This is a genomic window from Kitasatospora sp. NPDC051705, from assembly GCF_044453265.1.
GTDB lineage: Bacteria > Actinomycetota > Actinomycetes > Streptomycetales > Streptomycetaceae > Kitasatospora.
Genome location: NZ_JBITCO010000001.1, coordinates 455,557 through 471,581, shown reverse-complemented (window position 1 = coordinate 471,581; position 16,025 = coordinate 455,557). Strand labels below are relative to the sequence as shown.

Annotated in this window: 12 protein-coding genes; 5 read left to right on the top strand and 7 right to left on the bottom strand. The window is 74.0% G+C overall.

Features of this window, described 5'->3' with window-relative positions; genetic code table 11:
- Nucleotides 1-177: 177 nt before the first annotated feature.
- Nucleotides 178-3,933, top strand: coding sequence for a ricin-type beta-trefoil lectin domain protein (locus tag ACIA8Q_RS02190; protein ID WP_396316614.1), 3,756 nt, complete (start codon nt 178-180; stop codon nt 3,931-3,933).
- Nucleotides 3,934-4,022: 89 nt separating this feature from the next.
- Here ACIA8Q_RS02190 and ACIA8Q_RS02185 read toward each other — a convergent pair whose 3' ends face one another.
- Nucleotides 4,023-6,224 carry a hypothetical protein gene (locus tag ACIA8Q_RS02185; protein ID WP_396316613.1) on the bottom strand — a complete coding sequence of 734 codons (2,202 nt, stop codon included), beginning with the start codon at nt 6,222-6,224 and terminating at the stop codon, nt 4,023-4,025.
- 402 nt (nt 6,225-6,626) lie between these two features.
- Here ACIA8Q_RS02185 and ACIA8Q_RS02180 point away from each other — a divergent pair, with 402 nt between their 5' ends.
- Entirely contained in the window at nt 6,627-7,214 is a 588-nt protein-coding gene (locus tag ACIA8Q_RS02180) for a TerD family protein (protein ID WP_360218934.1), read from the top strand.
- 183 nt (nt 7,215-7,397) lie between these two features.
- On the opposite strand, the gene ACIA8Q_RS02175 is transcribed toward ACIA8Q_RS02180, so the two are convergent.
- Both ACIA8Q_RS02175 and ACIA8Q_RS02170 read right to left on the bottom strand, forming a co-directional pair.
- Nucleotides 7,398-8,921: a lytic murein transglycosylase gene (locus ACIA8Q_RS02175; protein WP_396316612.1), complete on the bottom strand. Its 1,524-nt coding sequence runs from the start codon at nt 8,919-8,921 to the stop codon at nt 7,398-7,400.
- A gap of 184 nt (nt 8,922-9,105) precedes the next feature.
- Entirely contained in the window at nt 9,106-9,801 is a 696-nt protein-coding gene (locus ACIA8Q_RS02170; protein WP_396316611.1) for a hypothetical protein, read from the bottom strand.
- A 382-nt stretch (nt 9,802-10,183) separates the two neighbouring features.
- Between ACIA8Q_RS02170 and ACIA8Q_RS02165 the strand changes: the two genes are divergently transcribed.
- Entirely contained in the window at nt 10,184-10,597 is a 414-nt protein-coding gene (locus ACIA8Q_RS02165) for a hypothetical protein (protein WP_360220653.1), read from the top strand.
- A 23-nt stretch (nt 10,598-10,620) separates the two neighbouring features.
- The gene (locus tag ACIA8Q_RS02160) at nt 10,621-10,995 is read left to right on the top strand and encodes a hypothetical protein (protein WP_360220650.1); all 375 of its coding nucleotides are present in this window, start codon (nt 10,621-10,623) and stop codon (nt 10,993-10,995) included.
- Nucleotides 10,996-11,022: 27 nt separating this feature from the next.
- On the opposite strand, the gene ACIA8Q_RS02155 is transcribed toward ACIA8Q_RS02160, so the two are convergent.
- The 3 genes from ACIA8Q_RS02155 to ACIA8Q_RS02145 form a co-directional block, all read right to left on the bottom strand.
- Complete coding sequence (locus ACIA8Q_RS02155) at nt 11,023-12,651, bottom strand: alpha/beta hydrolase (protein WP_396316610.1); 1,629 nt, start codon at nt 12,649-12,651, stop codon at nt 11,023-11,025.
- Nucleotides 12,652-12,751: 100 nt separating this feature from the next.
- On the bottom strand, nt 12,752-13,384 hold the full coding sequence (locus ACIA8Q_RS02150) for an NAD(P)-dependent oxidoreductase (RefSeq protein WP_396316609.1): 633 nt from the start codon (nt 13,382-13,384) through the stop codon (nt 12,752-12,754).
- 78 nt (nt 13,385-13,462) lie between these two features.
- The gene (locus ACIA8Q_RS02145; protein ID WP_387900073.1) at nt 13,463-14,413 is read right to left on the bottom strand and encodes an EamA family transporter; all 951 of its coding nucleotides are present in this window, start codon (nt 14,411-14,413) and stop codon (nt 13,463-13,465) included.
- 109 nt (nt 14,414-14,522) lie between these two features.
- On the opposite strand from ACIA8Q_RS02145, the gene ACIA8Q_RS02140 reads away from it, so the two are divergent.
- The gene (locus tag ACIA8Q_RS02140) at nt 14,523-15,026 is read left to right on the top strand and encodes a MarR family winged helix-turn-helix transcriptional regulator (protein ID WP_396316608.1); all 504 of its coding nucleotides are present in this window, start codon (nt 14,523-14,525) and stop codon (nt 15,024-15,026) included.
- A 134-nt stretch (nt 15,027-15,160) separates the two neighbouring features.
- On the opposite strand, the gene ACIA8Q_RS02135 is transcribed toward ACIA8Q_RS02140, so the two are convergent.
- Entirely contained in the window at nt 15,161-16,012 is an 852-nt protein-coding gene (locus ACIA8Q_RS02135; protein WP_360220635.1) for a methyltransferase domain-containing protein, read from the bottom strand.
- Nucleotides 16,013-16,025: the final 13 nt, after the last annotated feature.

The following is a 16,025-nucleotide window of genomic DNA, read 5'->3' as shown; positions in this document are numbered from 1 at the left end:
TCTTGACTTGGAGGTCTGCTCTTATCCGGACATGCCAACCCAATCCTGCAAAGCGTTTGACCTACCCGCTGGTCAGGGCGCATCGTTCCGACCCGAACGCATCTCCCGGAGGGGGATCGCGCATGGGAGGGGAGCCCAGAAGCAGACATGTCCATCACTTCGCGAACATTTCCGAACATGCCTCCACCGCGCTCGGCGCGTCGGGGAGCGGCGCGACTCGCCGCCCTCGCGGCGAGCTGCGCCCTGAGCGTCGGTCTGCTGACCGCGCCTGCCGCGGTCGCCGCCGATGCCGCACCGCCCGCCCCGCACGGCCCGAGCGGCACTGCCCCGCCGCTGGTGCCCCCGACGCCGGGCCCGGCCCGAACACCCCTGCAGCAGGCGATGGTGGACGCCGTCGCCAAGGCCCGGTCGACCGGCAAGGCGGTCGTCGTGGAGGCCATGACCAACGAGGTGTCGAAGACCGTCGCCAACGCGAACGGCACCCTCACCACGACGGACAACGCCCAGCCGGTGCGAACCCGGCAGAACGGTGCCTGGGCCGACCTCGACCCGACCCTGCGAGCGAACGCGGACGGCACCGTCGGCCCCGCCGTCTCGAACACGGCCCTGGCGCTCTCGGGCGGTGGCGGCGGACCCATGGCCACGATCTCCACCGCTGACGGGAAGAAGCTCTCGGTCGGTGCCCCGTTCCCGCTGCCCAAGCCGGCGCTGAACGGATCCACCGCCACCTACGCCGACGTCCTGCCCGGCGTCGACCTTCAGTTGACCGCGCTGCCCATCGGGGGATGGCGCGACGTGATCGTGGTCCGCACGCCGGAGGCGGCGGTCAACCCGGCGCTGAAGACCCTGCGCTTCCCGATCACCGCCCAGGGCCTGACGGTCACCTCCGACGACCAGGGCCGCATCGACGTCAAGGACGACAAGGGCGCCCTGCGCTTCCGCTCCCCGTCGGCGCTGCAGTGGGACTCGTCGACGACCGCGGCGCCCGCCACGGCGCCGAAGTCCGCCAAGGCCGCTGCTGCGGCGGCTCCTGCTGCCGACCCCGGATCTGCGCCGGCGGGCGGCATCCGTTCCTCCGCCGAGGCGCCGGGGGACGGGGCGAACGTGGCCGCCATCGGGACGAAGGTCACCCCGGCGGCGATCGAGCTGACGCCGAACCAGGGCGCACTCGGGTCGGGCACCGGCCCGTGGTACCTCGACCCGTCCCTGGTCGCGACCAGCTCGGTCCAGGGGTCGGTGGAGGTCCAGGAGAACCACAAGACCGCCGAGAACTTCAACAAGAAGACCAACCTGGCCACCGGGTTCTGCGGCTACCACAGCAGCGACCCGGCGCTGGACTGCGGCGTGACCGGACGCCAGCGCGCCTACTTCCAGTTCGGCATCAACCCCGCGCTCTACACCAAGCCCGGTGGGGCGGAGAGCCCGCCGACGGTCTTCACCTCCACGCTCAACGCCCAGGTCACCGGTGCCTCCAGCCCCGGTACGAACACGCCGTTCGTGGTGTACTCGGCGCCCAAGCCCATCTACGAGCACACCAGCTGGAACGACCAGCCCTGCGGTACCAGTAAGACCGCCGTCATGGAGAACTGCCCGACGGTCAACGGCCAGTGGCTCACCGGCACCGGCCCGCTGGCCATCGACGTCACCGCCATGATGAAGCAGGCCGTCGCTGGCCAGTGGCCGTGGTGGACCGTCGGCATCGCGCCGATGAACAACGAGTTCGAGGCCTCGTACCGCCACTACATCGCCAACAACCCGTTCATCACCACCACGTACGACATCACGCCGACCGTCTGGTACCCGCGGACCAGCCCCGCACCCGGCTTCGCGTGGAACAACAGCACCAATGAGTGCACCAGCGGTGGTACCCACCCCTGGGACAACCCCGGCTGGATCAGCAGCAATCAGAGCATCTCGTTGATCGCGAACAGCTACTCCCCGGCCGGCCAGTCCCTCTACACCAGCTACCGGATGTGGGACGACAACGACGGTAACTTCTCCTTCACCGACGGACACTGGGGCGGGCCCTACAACAGCCCCGCCGAAGCCGTCTCCCCTGGCGCACTGTCCGACGGCCACCAGTACGGCTGGTACGCCCAGTCCAGCGACGGCACCCTCAGCTCGCCCGGCAGCGCCGCGTGCTACTTCCGCATCGACCGGACCAACCCCCGGGTGAGCATCAGCTCCACCGACTTCCCGCCCTCCGGCACTCCGAACCCGACTCCGGCCAAGTACATGAACGACTGGGGCAGGTTCACCGTCAACGCCGAGGACCCGGCCCCCGGCCAGGGTCTGCAGGCCTCCGGCATCGCCTGCGTGCGCGTCAGCAACGACCCGACCCCGGTCGTCGGTTGGCGTTGCGGGCAGAACGGGACGCTCGCGCCCGGGCAGCCCTACGACTACCAGCCGCGGCAGTGGGGCACCAACACGCTCTACGCGTGGGCCATGGACAACGCCGGCAACTACAGCCAGCCGGCGCTCTACAACTTCTACGTCCCCTGGAAGCCCGGCACCCAGCCGCTGTTCGGCGACGTCACCAACGACCAGCAGCCGGACATCGACCTGGCCGACAAGAACGGCGACCTGCGGATCATCGGCGGTACCACGGACCCGGTGAACTCGCTGGTGGCCCCGGCCTCCGCGGCGCCGGGCAACCGTGACTTCGGCGCCACCTGGGCCGACTTCCAGATCAGCCACCACGGCACCTTTGCCGTAGGCCAGGCCGTTGACCAGATCGTCGCTCACTACACCAAGGACAAGGCTCCCCAACTCAGGGACAACCTGTACCTGATCCCCAACGACGGCACGGGGCGCTTCGACGCGCTGCGTCCGTCCCAGCTGACCCGCCCCACCAGCTGCACCACTTACGGCACCGGCGCACGCTGCGCCGCCTACACGCAGAAGGTCTGGAGCAACGTCTCCCAGGTCGTGGCGATCGGCACCCCGGAGGGCGAGTCGGTCGGCGGCGAGCCCAACAACCCGTCCCACCAGGTCATGATGACCCAGACCTCCCTCCTGACCGTGGAGAACAACAACCTCTACCTCTTCCAGCCCAACGGCCTCGCCGACAACGTCGACAGCGCGACGCTCATCCCCACCACGAGCGGCAGCTGGAACGACTACGAGCTCCTCACTCCCGGTGCCGCCAACGGCGCGACGACGGTGCCCGGGACCACGGACCCGACGTACCAGACCACCATATGGGCGCGGCACCGCACCAACGGCACCGTCTACGCCTACCCGCTCACCTGGAAGGCCGACGGCACCGTCGACTACTCCGCGCTGACCAGGCCCGACGCCGGCACACCGATCCTGACCGGCGCCAACTGGACCACCGCGGCCCAGCCGCAGGTCGGTGCCGCCGATCTCAACAACGACGGCTACCCGGACCTCTGGGCGGTGAACGGCGCGAACGCCATCACCGTCTTCCCCGGGAAGAGCAGCGACGGCACCAGGAACAAGGTCGACGGGTTCGGTGACTGGCAGTTCCTCGGTTACGCCGACGCCAGTGTCTCCGTGCACCCCGCCACCGCGAGCTGGCAGTGCATGGATGCCGTCGGCGGGCCCCACGACGGTGCCGAGGTCGCCGTCTACAGCTGCTGGGAGACGGCCGCCCAGCGGTTCAGCCCGGCGACGGACGGCACCATCCGTGCGGGCAGTTACTGCCTGTCCACCAAGGACGACGCGCTCGGCAACGGCACCCGGGTCGTCCTCGCGACCTGCACCGGTGGCAGTGGCCAGAAGTGGAGCGTCCGTCCCGACGGCAGGATCGTGCTGCCCGCCACGGTGGATCCCGCCGGCAACCCGGGTGGCCGGTGCCTCGAGCTGCCCGGGTGGGCGACCGATCAGGGCACCCGGCTCGGCATCTGGGACTGCCCCGGCGTGCAGGCCAACCAGCAGTGGAGCCTGCAGTACGAGCAGCACACTCCCTGAAGGGGACGGCCGTGAGGCCGGGATGAGGTGAACGAGGACGTCCGTGGGGCGGGGCTCCGGGTGGTTCGGGGCGCCGCCCCGCGGGCGTTCTAGCGGGTGGTGATGGTGACGACGGAGTACTGGGTGAGGGTGAGGGGGATGCTGAGGGTGGTGCCGGTGACGGTGTGGGGGGCGGGTTTGGGGGTGGGGTCGGTGCCGTCGGGGGTGGCGACGGTGACGGCGGTGGGGGTGGTGCCGGGCGGGAGGGTGTAGGAGAGGGTGCAGTTGGCGGGGGTGGTGCGGAAGGCGGCCGGGGTGTCGCCGAAGTTGGTGAAGTTGACCAGGTGGACGACGGTGTCGGCGCCGAGCCGCCGGGCGTCGAGGTAGATCCGGCGGTCGCCGGCCAGGGTGACGGCGGGCGGGGCGGACTGCCGTACGGCGGCGAGCAGTTGGTCGGCGGAGGACTGGTCGGTCCTGGTCAGGTAGCTGAGGCCGGCCCGGTTGCGGACGTACCAGCAGGTGCCGGCGCCGTAGGCGTTCTGCCGGGTGGCGGGGAGCGGGTCGGCGCGGCGCAGGCCGAGGACGTCGGAGAGGGCGAACTCGGCTCTCTGGCCACCGAGTTCGTCGAGTGCGGTGGGGGCCGGGCCGGTGATGACGATGGTGCCGCCGGCGGCGACGAAGCCGCGCAGCGCGGCCGCTTCGGCGTCGGAGACGGCCTGCAGGTCGGGCAGCAGCAGGACCTTGAAGCGGGTGAGGTCGGCGGCGGTGAGGCCGGGGCTGGGCACCGTGTCGAAGGGGACGTGCGCGTACACGAGGGCCTTCACGGTGCCGCGGAACTCGCCCAGCCAGGGGACGGCGGCGCAGCTCTGCTCCGGCTCGTCGCCGCCCCACCAGTCGGTGATCCCGGCGGGTGCGGTGGCGTTGGCGTACATGCCGATGCCCGCGCCCGGGGCGACGTAGTCGCGGGACGGGCTGGAGTGGTAGACGCCGACCTCGGCGATCGGGGCGGCGTCGTAGAGGCGTTCCTGGTTGGCGCGGACGAAGGCGTACATCCGGGTGCGCATCGCGGCGTCGACGGTGTCGTTCTTGAACGGGGTCTTCACCTCGTACGGGTTGCAGCCGGCGGCGATCAGCTGGGACATCACCAGGGAGGCGTCGTCGGCCTGCCAGCCGTAGGAGAAGGCCCAGGCGGGTTTGGTGCCGCTGGCGCCGCGTGCGTACTTGTACATCGAGATCAGGCAGACCCAGTCGGTGGCGGTGGCGTGCCGCATGCCGTCGTAGTTGCCGAGGATGTCCACCTCCCAGACCTGGCTGACGGCGCCCTCGGCCTGGCGCAGGTAGCCGCCGTCGAGGCCGATCGAGGTGGCGTAGCGGTAGTCCATGGAGACGGTCTCGACGAAGGTGACGAGGTCGGGGTTGACGGAGCGGCCGGCGGCGGCGATGTCGAGCTGGAACCGGAGCAGGTTGCGGTGGCGCCACTCGACGTAGCGGCGGAACGTCGGGTCGGCGAAGTCCGCGGCCTCGGGGAGGGGGAGGCCGGTGTCGGCCCTGAAGGCGGCCGCGCCCCAGGTGGAGGCGTCGCACCAGGAGAGCACGCCGTCGAAGTAGATCGGGACGTCCGGCCAGATGCCGTCCACGCCGGTCGCGGCGACGCCCTTGATCCGCTTGAGGTAGTAGTCCCGCCAGGGCGAGTTCGGGCTGAGCCAGACGCTCTCGTCGCCCGGGTCGACCCAGACCACCACGCTGCCGTAGAACACGTTGGGCCGGCCGGCGAGGTCGCGTTGGACCCAGTTCCCGCCCTGGTCGTTCTTGTAGAACGAGCGGCCCTTCTCGCCGCCGGGGGAGATCAGCTCCAGTGACGGGTAGTACATGACGACCTTCAGGCCGGCGGCGTGCGCGAGGCCGGTGAAGGTCTTCACCTCGGCCATGTGGGCGGCGAACTCGGCGTCGGTGAGCCAGTTGGAGAGCAGGGTGTCGAGCTCGACGACGCTGACGTTCTGCGCCTTCAGCGCGTCGACGGCGCTCTGCATGTCGGCGGGCTCGTTGAAGGTGCCGTCGGCGATCCGGGCGAACCGGGCCCAGTCCGGCCAGGGTTGGGCCCCGCCCTCCGCGCCCGTCGTAGTGGTTGGGGCCGCCGGGGCCGCCGGGGCGGGTCTCGGGCCGGCGGCGGGGGCGGCGGCCCAGGCCCGGCCGCCGGGCAGCAGGCGGACGGCGGCGAGTGCGCCGCCGGTGCCGAGGCCGGCCCGCAGCAGGCGGCGGCGGCCGGGGCGGGAGGTGGCGGGTGCGGGCGGTGTTCCTTCGGGTTCGGACATGGTGGTCCCCCAGCGTGAGTCGGCGGATCCCGGGAACGTGCGCGGTGCGCTCGGTGCGGAGGCGGCCGTGCTCCCGGTGGGCGGCGCCTCCGCGCCGACCCTAGACGCCGGATCGCCCGGGTGTTCGGGCCGCGTCGACGGCTACGCCAGACGTCGGACCGCCGTGTCCCCGGTTGGGCGAGCCGGATCGCTCGGGTACGGAGGGCGGGTCCTCCCCGCGGCGCTTGACAGTGTTCGGACCAGTGCAGGTGGTGAGGGGCGCGGGGCTGCGGGGTAGGGGTTGCGCCGTACGCCCGTCGGATGATCGGAACGCCTTCGACAGTGCTGTAGATTCACGGCACGAGCGGCGGCCGGGCGCGACGGGAACGCGGCACGAGCGGCGGCAGGAACGAGGAGGGCGCGATGAGCGTTTCGCTGGCCAAGGGGCAGAAGATCAGCCTGGAGAAGCCGGGCGGCGGGCAGCTGGGTGTGGTCCGGATGGGCCTCGGCTGGAAGGCCGCGCAGCCCAAGGGTTTCTTCGCCAAGCTGCTGGCCGCCGGCCGGGAGATCGACCTGGACGCCTCGGCGGTGCTCTTCTCCCAGGGGCGGCCGGTCGACGTGGTCTTCTTCCAGCACCTCACCAGCAACGACGGATCCGTCCGGCACAGCGGCGACAACCTGGTCGGCGGCGCCGGCGACGCGACCGACGACGAGTCGATCACCGTCGACCTGACCCGGATGGCCGCCGAGGTCGACCAGATCGTCTTCACCGTCAACTCCTTCACCGGCCAGACCTTCCAGGAGGTCGAGGCGGCGTTCTGCCGGCTGGTCGACGAGCAGACCGGGGCCGAGCTGGCCCGCTACACGCTGACCGGCGGCGGACCGTACACCGCGCAGATCATGGCGAAGGTGCAGCGCACGCCGGCCGGTTGGCAGATGACGGCGATCGGGCAGCCGGCCAGCGGGCGGACGTTCCAGGACCTGATGCCGGAGCTGGTCAAGCACCTGTGACCGGGCCGCCGCGGCCCGGCCGCGCGCGAGCGGATGGCGCGAGCGGACGGCGAGGGCGTGGCAGCCGCGGCACGGCGACGGTGACACGGAGACGGTGACACGACGGCCACGGCACGGCCACTGCAGGACGACGAAGGCGGCGGCCCGCACCACCCGGTGCGGGCCGCCGCCTTCGTCGTGCCGTCAGCGGGCCGTCGGAGCGGCCGAGGGGGAGAGGGACGCGCTCGGCGTCGTGCCCGCTCCCGGGGCGGTCGCGGCGGACGGGACCGACGGGGTGCCGCTCGGGCTGCCGGTCGGCGTGGCCGCGGCGGTGGGCGTCGCGGTGGCGCAGCCGGTGGGCGTGCCGCTGGGGGTGGCCGCCGGAGTCCCGCTCGGGGTGGCGGTCGGGGACGGCGTGCCGGTCGGCGTGGCGGTGGCCGTGGCGGTCGGGCTCGGGCAACCGGTGGGCGTGCCGCTGGGGGTGGCCGTCGGCGTGCCGCTCGGCGTCCCGGTCGGGGTGGCGGTCGGGGACGCGGTGCCGCTGGGAGTGCCCGTCGGGGTGGCCGACGGCGAGGTGGTGCCCGTCGGGGTGGTGGTCGGCGTGGGCGCGGTGGTGGGCGTCTCCGTGGGGGCGGCGCTCGGGCTGGTCGTCGGCTGCGGGGCCGGCTGCTGCGGCGAGGGCTGGTCCGACGGCTGGGTCGGGGCCGGGGAGGTCGGCTGCGCGCTCGGGCTCGGGGCGACGGTGCTCGGGGCGACCGGTCCGGTGGTGCCGGCGCCGCCCGTCGTGCCGGTGGCGGCGCCGGTCGGGCGCAGCAGCGGCGAGGGCGAGGAGGCGGTCGGGAGCAGCGGGGAGGGCCGGTTCGGCACGGTGGTGACGGTGCCGCTGCCGAAGTGCGCCATCCAGGTGCGGACCGTCCGCAGGTACTCGCCGGAGTTGTTGTAGCTGAGGACCGCGCGGTCCAGCTGCGCCGGGTCGGCGAGGTCCCGGCCGCCGGCGCACAGGTAGCGGCCGGCGCTCTCGGCGGCGTCGAAGACGTTGTTCGGGTCGGCCTTGCCGTCGCCGTTGGCGTCCGCGCCCCACGTCGCCCAGGTCGAGGGGATGAACTGCATCGGTCCGACGGCGCGGTCCCAGCGTGCGTCGCCGTCGAAGCGACCGCCGTCGGTGTCGGCTATCGCGGCGAAGCCGTTGCCGTCGAGGGCCGGGCCGAGGATCGGGGTGAGGGTGGTGCCGGCCGCGTCCACCTGGCCGCCGTTGGCCTGGCCGGACTCGACCTGGCCGATCGCCGCCAGGAGCTGCCAGGGCAGGTGGCAGCCGGGGGAGCGCTGGGCGGCGGAGGCCTCGGCCTGGCGGTAGGCGGCGAACACCGTCGAGGGCAGGGCCGGCCCGGTGGCCGCGAAGGGGCCGGGCGCCGGCGCGCCGGGCAGGGTGTTCGGGGGCTGCGGCAGCAGGACGGTGCCGCCGCCGTCGGCCGGGACGCCGGTGCCGAAGGTGCCGCCCGGGGTGGCGGTGCCGGCCGGGGCGGAGGCGGTGCCGTAGCGGTCGCCGCCCTGGGTGGTGGCGCCGGGCGGCGTGGCCGCGTCGGCGGCCGCGACGGAGGCGAGGCCGAGGCCCGTCACCTGAGAGCCGGTCAGGGCGGCGAGTGCGGTGAAGGCCGCCGCCGTCCCCGTGACCCGCTTGCCGAGCCGCGTCGCACGCCCGCCCCGGGCCTTGCCGAACCTCGTCGTCATGCCCTGCCCCTCCCCATTGCCGTCCGCTCCTCCCCGGAACGGACGGGTACACGTCATCGTGCCCGCCGTCGGCCGACGGCTCCCACCGTCGCAACGATTAGTATCACGACGATCTGACGGCGGAGAGGCCGCCGGACGGCCTGCGGGTTGCGGCGGCCGGGCCGACGCCGCAGGTCAGTGCGGGTCAGGAGGCCAGCCTGGTGGCCAGGACCCCGGCGAGCACGGTCTCCGCGACGACCTCGGCCGGGGCGTTCGCCTCGTCGCCGGGGGCGCGGCTCTTGACGGCCTCGACGGAGTAGACGTGCCCGTCCGCCTGGAGGTAGACGACCGGGTGGCCGCCGCCCTTGCGGGTCGCGAGGACGGCCTGGCGGCCCGCGCCGTTGATCGGGGTGACGGTCAGGTCGGGGTCGGCCTGCACGGTGGCGAGGGTGGACGGCGGGACCTCGCGGACGGCGGCGTAGGACTCGCGGGAGCCCCAGGTGCACCCCCAGGGGCGGGTGCCGTCGGTGCCCGGGTCGGGGTGGGTGCCGGTGAAGGGGCCGGTCGTGCCGATGGCCTGCACGACCTGCGGGGAGGTCAGCAGGGTGCAGGCGTCGGCGGGGCGCTTCCCGGCGGGTGCCGCGGTGGGCGCGCCGGTCGGGGGCGTGGCCGCGGTGGGCGCGCCGGTCGCGGCGGGCGCACCGGTCGGCGGGGTGCCCGCGGTGGTGGCGGGCTCGGTGGCGCCGGTGGCGGGCGCGGTGGCGGCGGTCGTCGCGGGCGGGGCGGCGGAGTCGTTCTTCGGGGAGGACGACGAGCAGCCGGTCAGGACGGCGGCCGTGAGTGCGGCGGCCGGCACCCAGGCGAGCCGACGGCCGTACCGGATAACCGAGTTGCGGTGCATGCGATTCCCCCAAAGTCCTGTCCGTCGGGCCCGATCGGCTCGCGGAGGCGGTACAGGCAGGGATGCTACGGGCTGGAGGTCGGCGGGATCTCCGGTTTCCGTAACGGGAGTTGACCGGGAGCGTAACGACGGAGGGCCGCGCGCGGAGGGGGCCGGACGGGCGGTCCGGGGCACGGGGGTGGTACGTGCGCGTCGTTCCGGGCTCCCCGGCGGCGCCCGCCGGCGACCGCGCTGACCTGCGCCGATGCCTGGCGCCCCGATCGGCGTGCCTTAGCAGGACGGGCGCCCGGACGCCAGGGGGCGGCCCCAACTCCGCCCTGGACGGGTGACGTTCTGGTGAAAGTGGGCATGCCAGGAATCACCGCCCGGCATGCTGTGCCCCGTGACGATGCGGATGGAGGCCCAGACCGTGAGCGCGAACCTGCCGGAGACCGTCGCCGCCGACGGCACGCTCGTCCTGCCCGCGCCCCGCCGGGTGGTCGACGACCTGGCCCGCGACCTGACCCAGGCCGCCGCCGCGGTGCGGGCGGTGTCGAGGGTCGGCCGCGGCGGCGGGGACGTCGCCGTCGCCGCGTACACCGCCGTGGTCTGCACGGGCCGCTCGGCGGCCCGGGCGCTGGAGGAGGCCGCCTCCTGGTGCCGGCAGGCCCCCGAGGCGGAGGTGCACTCGCTCGCCTGGGCGCGGGTGCCCGGGCACCGGGACGACGTGTACGAGTACCGGGTGACCCTGGCCGTCAGCTTTCCCGACGACGAGACCGGCGAGCACCTCGGCGACACCCATCACGGCCGCCGCTGAGGCCGCTGAGTAGGATCGCCCGCATGGGTGATGGGGACACGAACGACAGGACGGCCGGCCGGACCGGTGGCCCGGTGGGCGTTCCGATGGAGAAGCCGCACGGTCCGGCGGACGGACTCGCCGACCGGGCGGCCGAGTTGACGCCCGACCCGACGGGCGGCCCCGACGACGGTCCGCGGGAGCTCTCGCGGACCGCCGCCGTGGTCACCACGGTGCTGGCCGCTGTGTGCGGTGCGGCCGTGCTGCTGGCCGTGTTCCACTGGTTGGGCTTCGGGGTCCCGTGGATCGGCTGGATGGTCGCGAAGGCCGGCATCAAGCTCGTCGTCGGCGGATTCGCGGGGCTGGCGGCCGCCTGCGCCTGGCTCCGCACGAGGCTGCGGTCCGGGGCTCAGGCGTGAGCTCGCGCCCGAGCGGCCGCCGGCCGGTCACCCCGCCTGCGGGGAGGGGCAGACCAGGTCGTGCTCCGGGGCGCGGCCGTCCAGCAGGTAGCGCTCGACGGTCTGCGTGACACAGGAGTTGGTGCCCGGGTACTGGCCGTGGTCGCCGTTCCCGGTGACGGTGACCAGCCGGGAGCCGCGCAGGGCCCGGTGGGCGCCGACCGCGGCCTCGTAGTACGTGGCCGGGTCGTGCACCGAGTTGAGCATCAGCACCGGCGGCAGGTGCGCGCCGGTGACGGTGACCTCGGGGGCGGGCGCGACCGGCCAGGCCGCGCAGACGGCGCTGAAGGCGAGGGTGCGCGCACCCGCCAGCGGCCAGCGGGCGGCGTTCTGCGCGCCGCGCTCGACCCAGGTGTCGAGGTCCCTGGTCCACGGGGTGTCGGAGCAGGTCACCGAGAAGTACTCGGCGAGGAACTCCGGGCTGAGGTACTGGCCGAAGGCCTTCCGGGCCATCGCCTTGGCCGTCGGGTCGGCGGTCTGCCAGTCGTCGACGGCGGTCAGTGCCTGCGCGAGCAGCGGGAAGAAGTCGGCCCGGTAGATCGCGCTGATCGCGCCGTTGTCGAGCTGGTTCGGACCGATCGTCAACGGCCCGTCGACGATCGGCCGGTCGTGCAGCGCGGCGCGCCGCTGCTCCCAGTGCGCCTGCACCTGCTCGGGCGTGGAACCCCAGTGGTAGGTGGCGTCGCGGGCCGCGAGCCAGGGCACGAAGTCCTCGTCGAAGCGGCGCTGGAAGCTCATCGGCTGGCCCAGCTCGAAGGTCTCCCAGCTGCCGTCGAAGCCGATGTTGCTGTCCAGGACCATCCGTTCGACGCGGCGCGGGAAGAGCGTCCCGTAGTAGGCGCCGATCATCGAGGCGTAGGACGGGCCGTAGTAGCTGATCTTCCGTTCGCCGAGCAGGGAGCGGAAGAGGTCGATGTCGTGGGCGGTCTGCCCGGTGTTCAGGTAGGGCAGCAGGTCGCCGCTGCGCTCCTGGCAACCGGCGGCCAGCTTACGGGAGTTGGCGATGACGCGGTCGATCGCGGCGGGGGACTGGTCCCGGTAGTCGCCGGCCAGGAAGTCCTGGAACTCCTGCGGGGTCTGGCACGCCGCGCGGGTGCTCGCGCCGACGCCCCGCTGGTCGAAGCCCACGATGTCGTAGGCGGCGCCGACGGCGGGTGCGGCGGTGGCGAGGTCGGCCGGGCGCAGCAGGCCCGAGCCGCCGGGGCCGCCGGCGGCCATCAGCAGGGTGCCCTTCCGCGCGGCCGGGTCGGTGGCGCGGTGCCGGGAGACGGCGATGGTGAGGTCGGCCCCGGTGCCGGGGTGGTGCCAGTCGCGCGGGGCGGCCATGGTGGCGCACTCCAGGGCGGGTTGCTGCGCGCAGGGTGCCCAGGCGAGCGTCTGCCGGGTGTAGCGGGCGGGTGCCGGGTCGGAGTCGCCGGGGTTGCCGGTCGGGGCCGCGCCGGCCGGCAGGGCGAGGCCGGTGAGCACGGCGGTGGCGGCGGCGACGGTCACCGCGGCGCGGCGGACGCGGGAGGCGACCGCCCGCGGTGCGGGGGCGGTCGCCTCGGCGCCGGCCCTGGCGCTGGTCCGGGTGCTGTGCTGGGCGTTGTCAGGCGTGATGCTCGGCGTGGTGTTCACGGAGTCGATCCTGTCCGAGCGCCTCGTGACGGTCGATCATGCCCGCGTCCGTGTCCGGGGTGGTGCTGGGTACACCCCGGACCTGCGGCCCGCCCTCGGTTCAGTAGGTGGCGGTGAACCGGGCGCGGCGGTGCGCAGGCTGCTCGGCCTCGTCGAGCAGGGCGACGGCGAGGTCCTCCATGGAGATCGTCGAGGCGCCGTCGCCGTCGACGAGCAGTTCGTCCCGGCCGAGCCGGAAGCGGCCGGTGCGCTCGCCCGGTTCGAGCAGGGCGGCGGGGCTGAGGTACGTCCAGTCGACGACGGTGTCCGCCCGGTAGAGGTCCAGCTGCTCGTTGCAGGCGCGGGCGATCGGCAGGATCTCGGCGGGGAAGTCGGGCGCGTCGGCCAGCGGGGTGCCGTCGGGGAGGGTGAGGCTGCCGGCGCCGCCGACGACGAGCAGCCGGACGTCCGACCCGGCGAGTCCGGCCAGCAGGCCGCGGGTGGCGGCGGCCAGTTCGGGCTCGTTGCCGGGGGCCGGACGGGTGGCGCTGACGACGAGGTCCTGCCCGGCGGCGAGACGGGTGACGTCCTCGGGCCGGCGGGCGTCGCCGACGGCGAGGGTGACGGCCGGCGGGAGGCCGTGCGGCTTGGCCGGGTCGCGCAGGACGGCGGTGACCCGGTGGCCGCGGGCGAGCGCTTCGGCGACCACGCGTCGGCCGACGTTGCCGGTGGCGCCGAACACGGTGATGCGCATGGGGATCTCCTCGGGTTGGTGGTGCGGGTGCGGGTGCGGGTGCGGGTGCGGGTGCGGTGAGGCGGGTGTTGCGAGGGGTCAGGCGTTCTCGCGGAGCGCCTCGCCGGCCGACCGGAGCTGCGGGCCGGTGGCGGCCGCCGGTTCGGGTGCGGTGGCGGCCGCCGTGGCGGCGGGTCGCGGTCGCTGGGTCTGGGCGGCGAGCAGCGAGCCGAGGACGACGACGGCGCCGAGGGCCTGGAGCGGGGAGAGGTCCTGGCCGAGCGCCAGCCAGCCGAGCGCGGTGGCGACGACGGGGCTGAGCAGGCCGAGGAAGGCGACGGAGGTGGGTGGCAGGGCGCGGATCCCGCGGAACCAGAGCGCGTAGGTGACGGCCGCGCCGATCAGGCTCAGGTAGCCGTAGCCGAGCAGGTTGGCGGCGCTGAGGTGGGAGGGCGGGGCGCCTTCGACGACCAGGGCGACGGGAACGAGCAGCAGGCCGCCGGCGGTGAGCTGCCAGCCGGTGGTGGCGAGCAGCGGGGCGGGCGAGGTCCAGCGCTTGGCGAGGACGACACCGGTGGCCATCACCACCGCGCCGCCGAGGGCGGCGGCCACGCCGACGGCGTCGAGCCGGGCGCTCGCCCGCAGGACGAGCAGGCTGACGCCCGCGATGCCGGCGATGCCGGACAGCACCGTGCGCAGGGTGAGCCGGTCGCCGAGCAGTGCGGCGGAGAGCCCGGCGGCGATGAGCGGCTGGACGGCGCCGACGGTGGCGGCGACTCCGCCGGGGAGGCGGTAGGCGGCGATGAAGAGGAGGGCGAGGAAGGCACCGATGTTCAGTGCGCCGAGGACCAGTGAGCGCCACCACCAGCTGCCCTTCGGCAGCGTGCGGGTGAGGGCGATCAGCAGCAGCCCGGCGGGCAGGGCGCGGAGGACGCCGGCGAGGAGCGGGCGGCCGGGCGGGAGCAGTTCGGTGGTGACGAGGTAGGTCGACCCCCACACTGCGGGGGCGATGGCGGTCACCAGCACGATTCCGAGTCGATTCCTTAGCACTAAGCCAACATATCTCAGCGCTAAAGCATGTGACGGCCGGTCCGGCGTGACATGGCTCACAGTTATCTCACTGCTAAGGAATTCGGGCGGCATCCCCTACCCTGAACCCGTGGCAGATCACGTGGACCGAGTAGTCGCGCAATGGGCCGCCGAGCGGCCAGACCTGGACGTCTCCCCGATGGAGGTGCTCGGCCGGCTCAAGCGGCTGTACCGGCTCGTCGACGGGGAGCTCAACCGCACCTTCGGCGAGCACGGCCTGGACGCCGCCTCCTTCGACGTCCTCGCCACCCTGCGCCGCAGCGGCCCGCCCTACCGCCTCACCCCCACCGGCCTGATGCAGTCCGCGATGGTCACCTCCGGCGCGATCACCCAGCGCCTCGACCGGCTGGAGGCCCGTGGCCTGGTCACCCGGACCCAGAGCGACCAGGACGGCCGCAGCCGCGTCGTCGGCCTCACCCCCGAGGGCCACGCGCTGATCGACCGCGCGCTGCCCGACCACCTGGCCACCGAGCGCCGGCTGCTCGCGGGCCTCGACGAGGCCCGGACGGCCGCCCTCGTCGACGCGATGCGCGCCATGCTGGCCGCCCTCGGCGACAGCCCGGAGCAGCGCTGACGTTCCCGTGGGCGCTGGGCGGCACCGGGGTTGCCCGTGCCAGGGGCGGCGCTGACGTTCCCGGTGGTCGCGGAGCAGCGCTGCCGTTCCGACCGGCGGGTGGAGCGGCGCCCCGCTCCACCCGCCGGGCGTCGCTACGGGTTGACCGCCACGGCCTTGAAGAAGGTGTAGTGGAAGGTCCCGCCCGGCTCGGCGGCGCGGCCGAGCTCGGCGACACCCCGGTCGAAGGCCTCCGGGGTGGTCAGCCCGGCCGCCAGTGCCTCCGCGCGGACGGCCCCGACCATCGGGACGAAGGTGCGCCGGGTGAAGCCCTCCACCAGCGCGGGGCGGGCGCCGTCGGCGTAGACCGTGCGCGGCCGGACCGTCACGTCCTGGAATCCGGCGTCCGCCAGCAGCGGGTGCAGGCGGCGCCCCACCAAGGCGTCGCCGCCCGCCCGGGCCTGGAGCCGCACCAGCAGCTCGACCGCGTCGTCGGCCGCCCGGCTCCGCGGGTGGAAGAAGGCCGAGCCGTGGTCGCCCTCGATCACCGTGATCGTGCCGCCGGGCCGAAGCACCCGGCGCAGCGCGGTCAGTGCGGCGGCCGGATCGGCCAGGTGCTCCAGCACGAAGCAGAGGAAGACGTGGTCGAACGCGCCGTCCGCGAAAGGCAGCCGGTGCAGGTCCCCGTGGTGCCAGGAGACCCGTGCGGCGGGCGCCTGCGCGGCGACCCGGACGCGGGCCTGCGCCAGCGAGTCCGCCGAGATGTCCGCCGCCGTCAGCAGCACGCCCGGGCTGGCGGCCAGCAGGTGCACCGTCTGGGCCCCGACCCCGCAGCCCGCCTCCAGCACCCGGCTGCCCGCCGGGTACGCCGTGCCCGCGTGCAGCAGTTCCGCGAGGGTGTCCGCCTGGTCGCCGAGCCGCTGCGCCTCGGTGTCCGAGTACCCGTGGACGTACGCTGTCGCCGCGTCGTCCCGCTGATCGTTCCGTCCTGCCGTCTCCGTGGTCATGGCCCCACCCTCG

Coding starts and splice junctions, on each gene's coding strand:
- ACIA8Q_RS02135 (WP_360220635.1), bottom strand. CDS start 16,012: ATGACCACGGAGACGGCAGGACGGAACGATCAGCGGGACGACGCGGCG.
- ACIA8Q_RS02190 (WP_396316614.1), top strand. CDS start 178: ATGCCTCCACCGCGCTCGGCGCGTCGGGGAGCGGCGCGACTCGCCGCC.
- ACIA8Q_RS02185 (WP_396316613.1), bottom strand. CDS start 6,224: ATGTCCGAACCCGAAGGAACACCGCCCGCACCCGCCACCTCCCGCCCC.
- ACIA8Q_RS02175 (WP_396316612.1), bottom strand. CDS start 8,921: ATGACGACGAGGTTCGGCAAGGCCCGGGGCGGGCGTGCGACGCGGCTC.
- ACIA8Q_RS02160 (WP_360220650.1), top strand. CDS start 10,621: ATGGGTGATGGGGACACGAACGACAGGACGGCCGGCCGGACCGGTGGC.
- ACIA8Q_RS02150 (WP_396316609.1), bottom strand. CDS start 13,384: ATGCGCATCACCGTGTTCGGCGCCACCGGCAACGTCGGCCGACGCGTG.
- ACIA8Q_RS02180 (WP_360218934.1), top strand. CDS start 6,627: ATGAGCGTTTCGCTGGCCAAGGGGCAGAAGATCAGCCTGGAGAAGCCG.
- ACIA8Q_RS02170 (WP_396316611.1), bottom strand. CDS start 9,801: ATGCACCGCAACTCGGTTATCCGGTACGGCCGTCGGCTCGCCTGGGTG.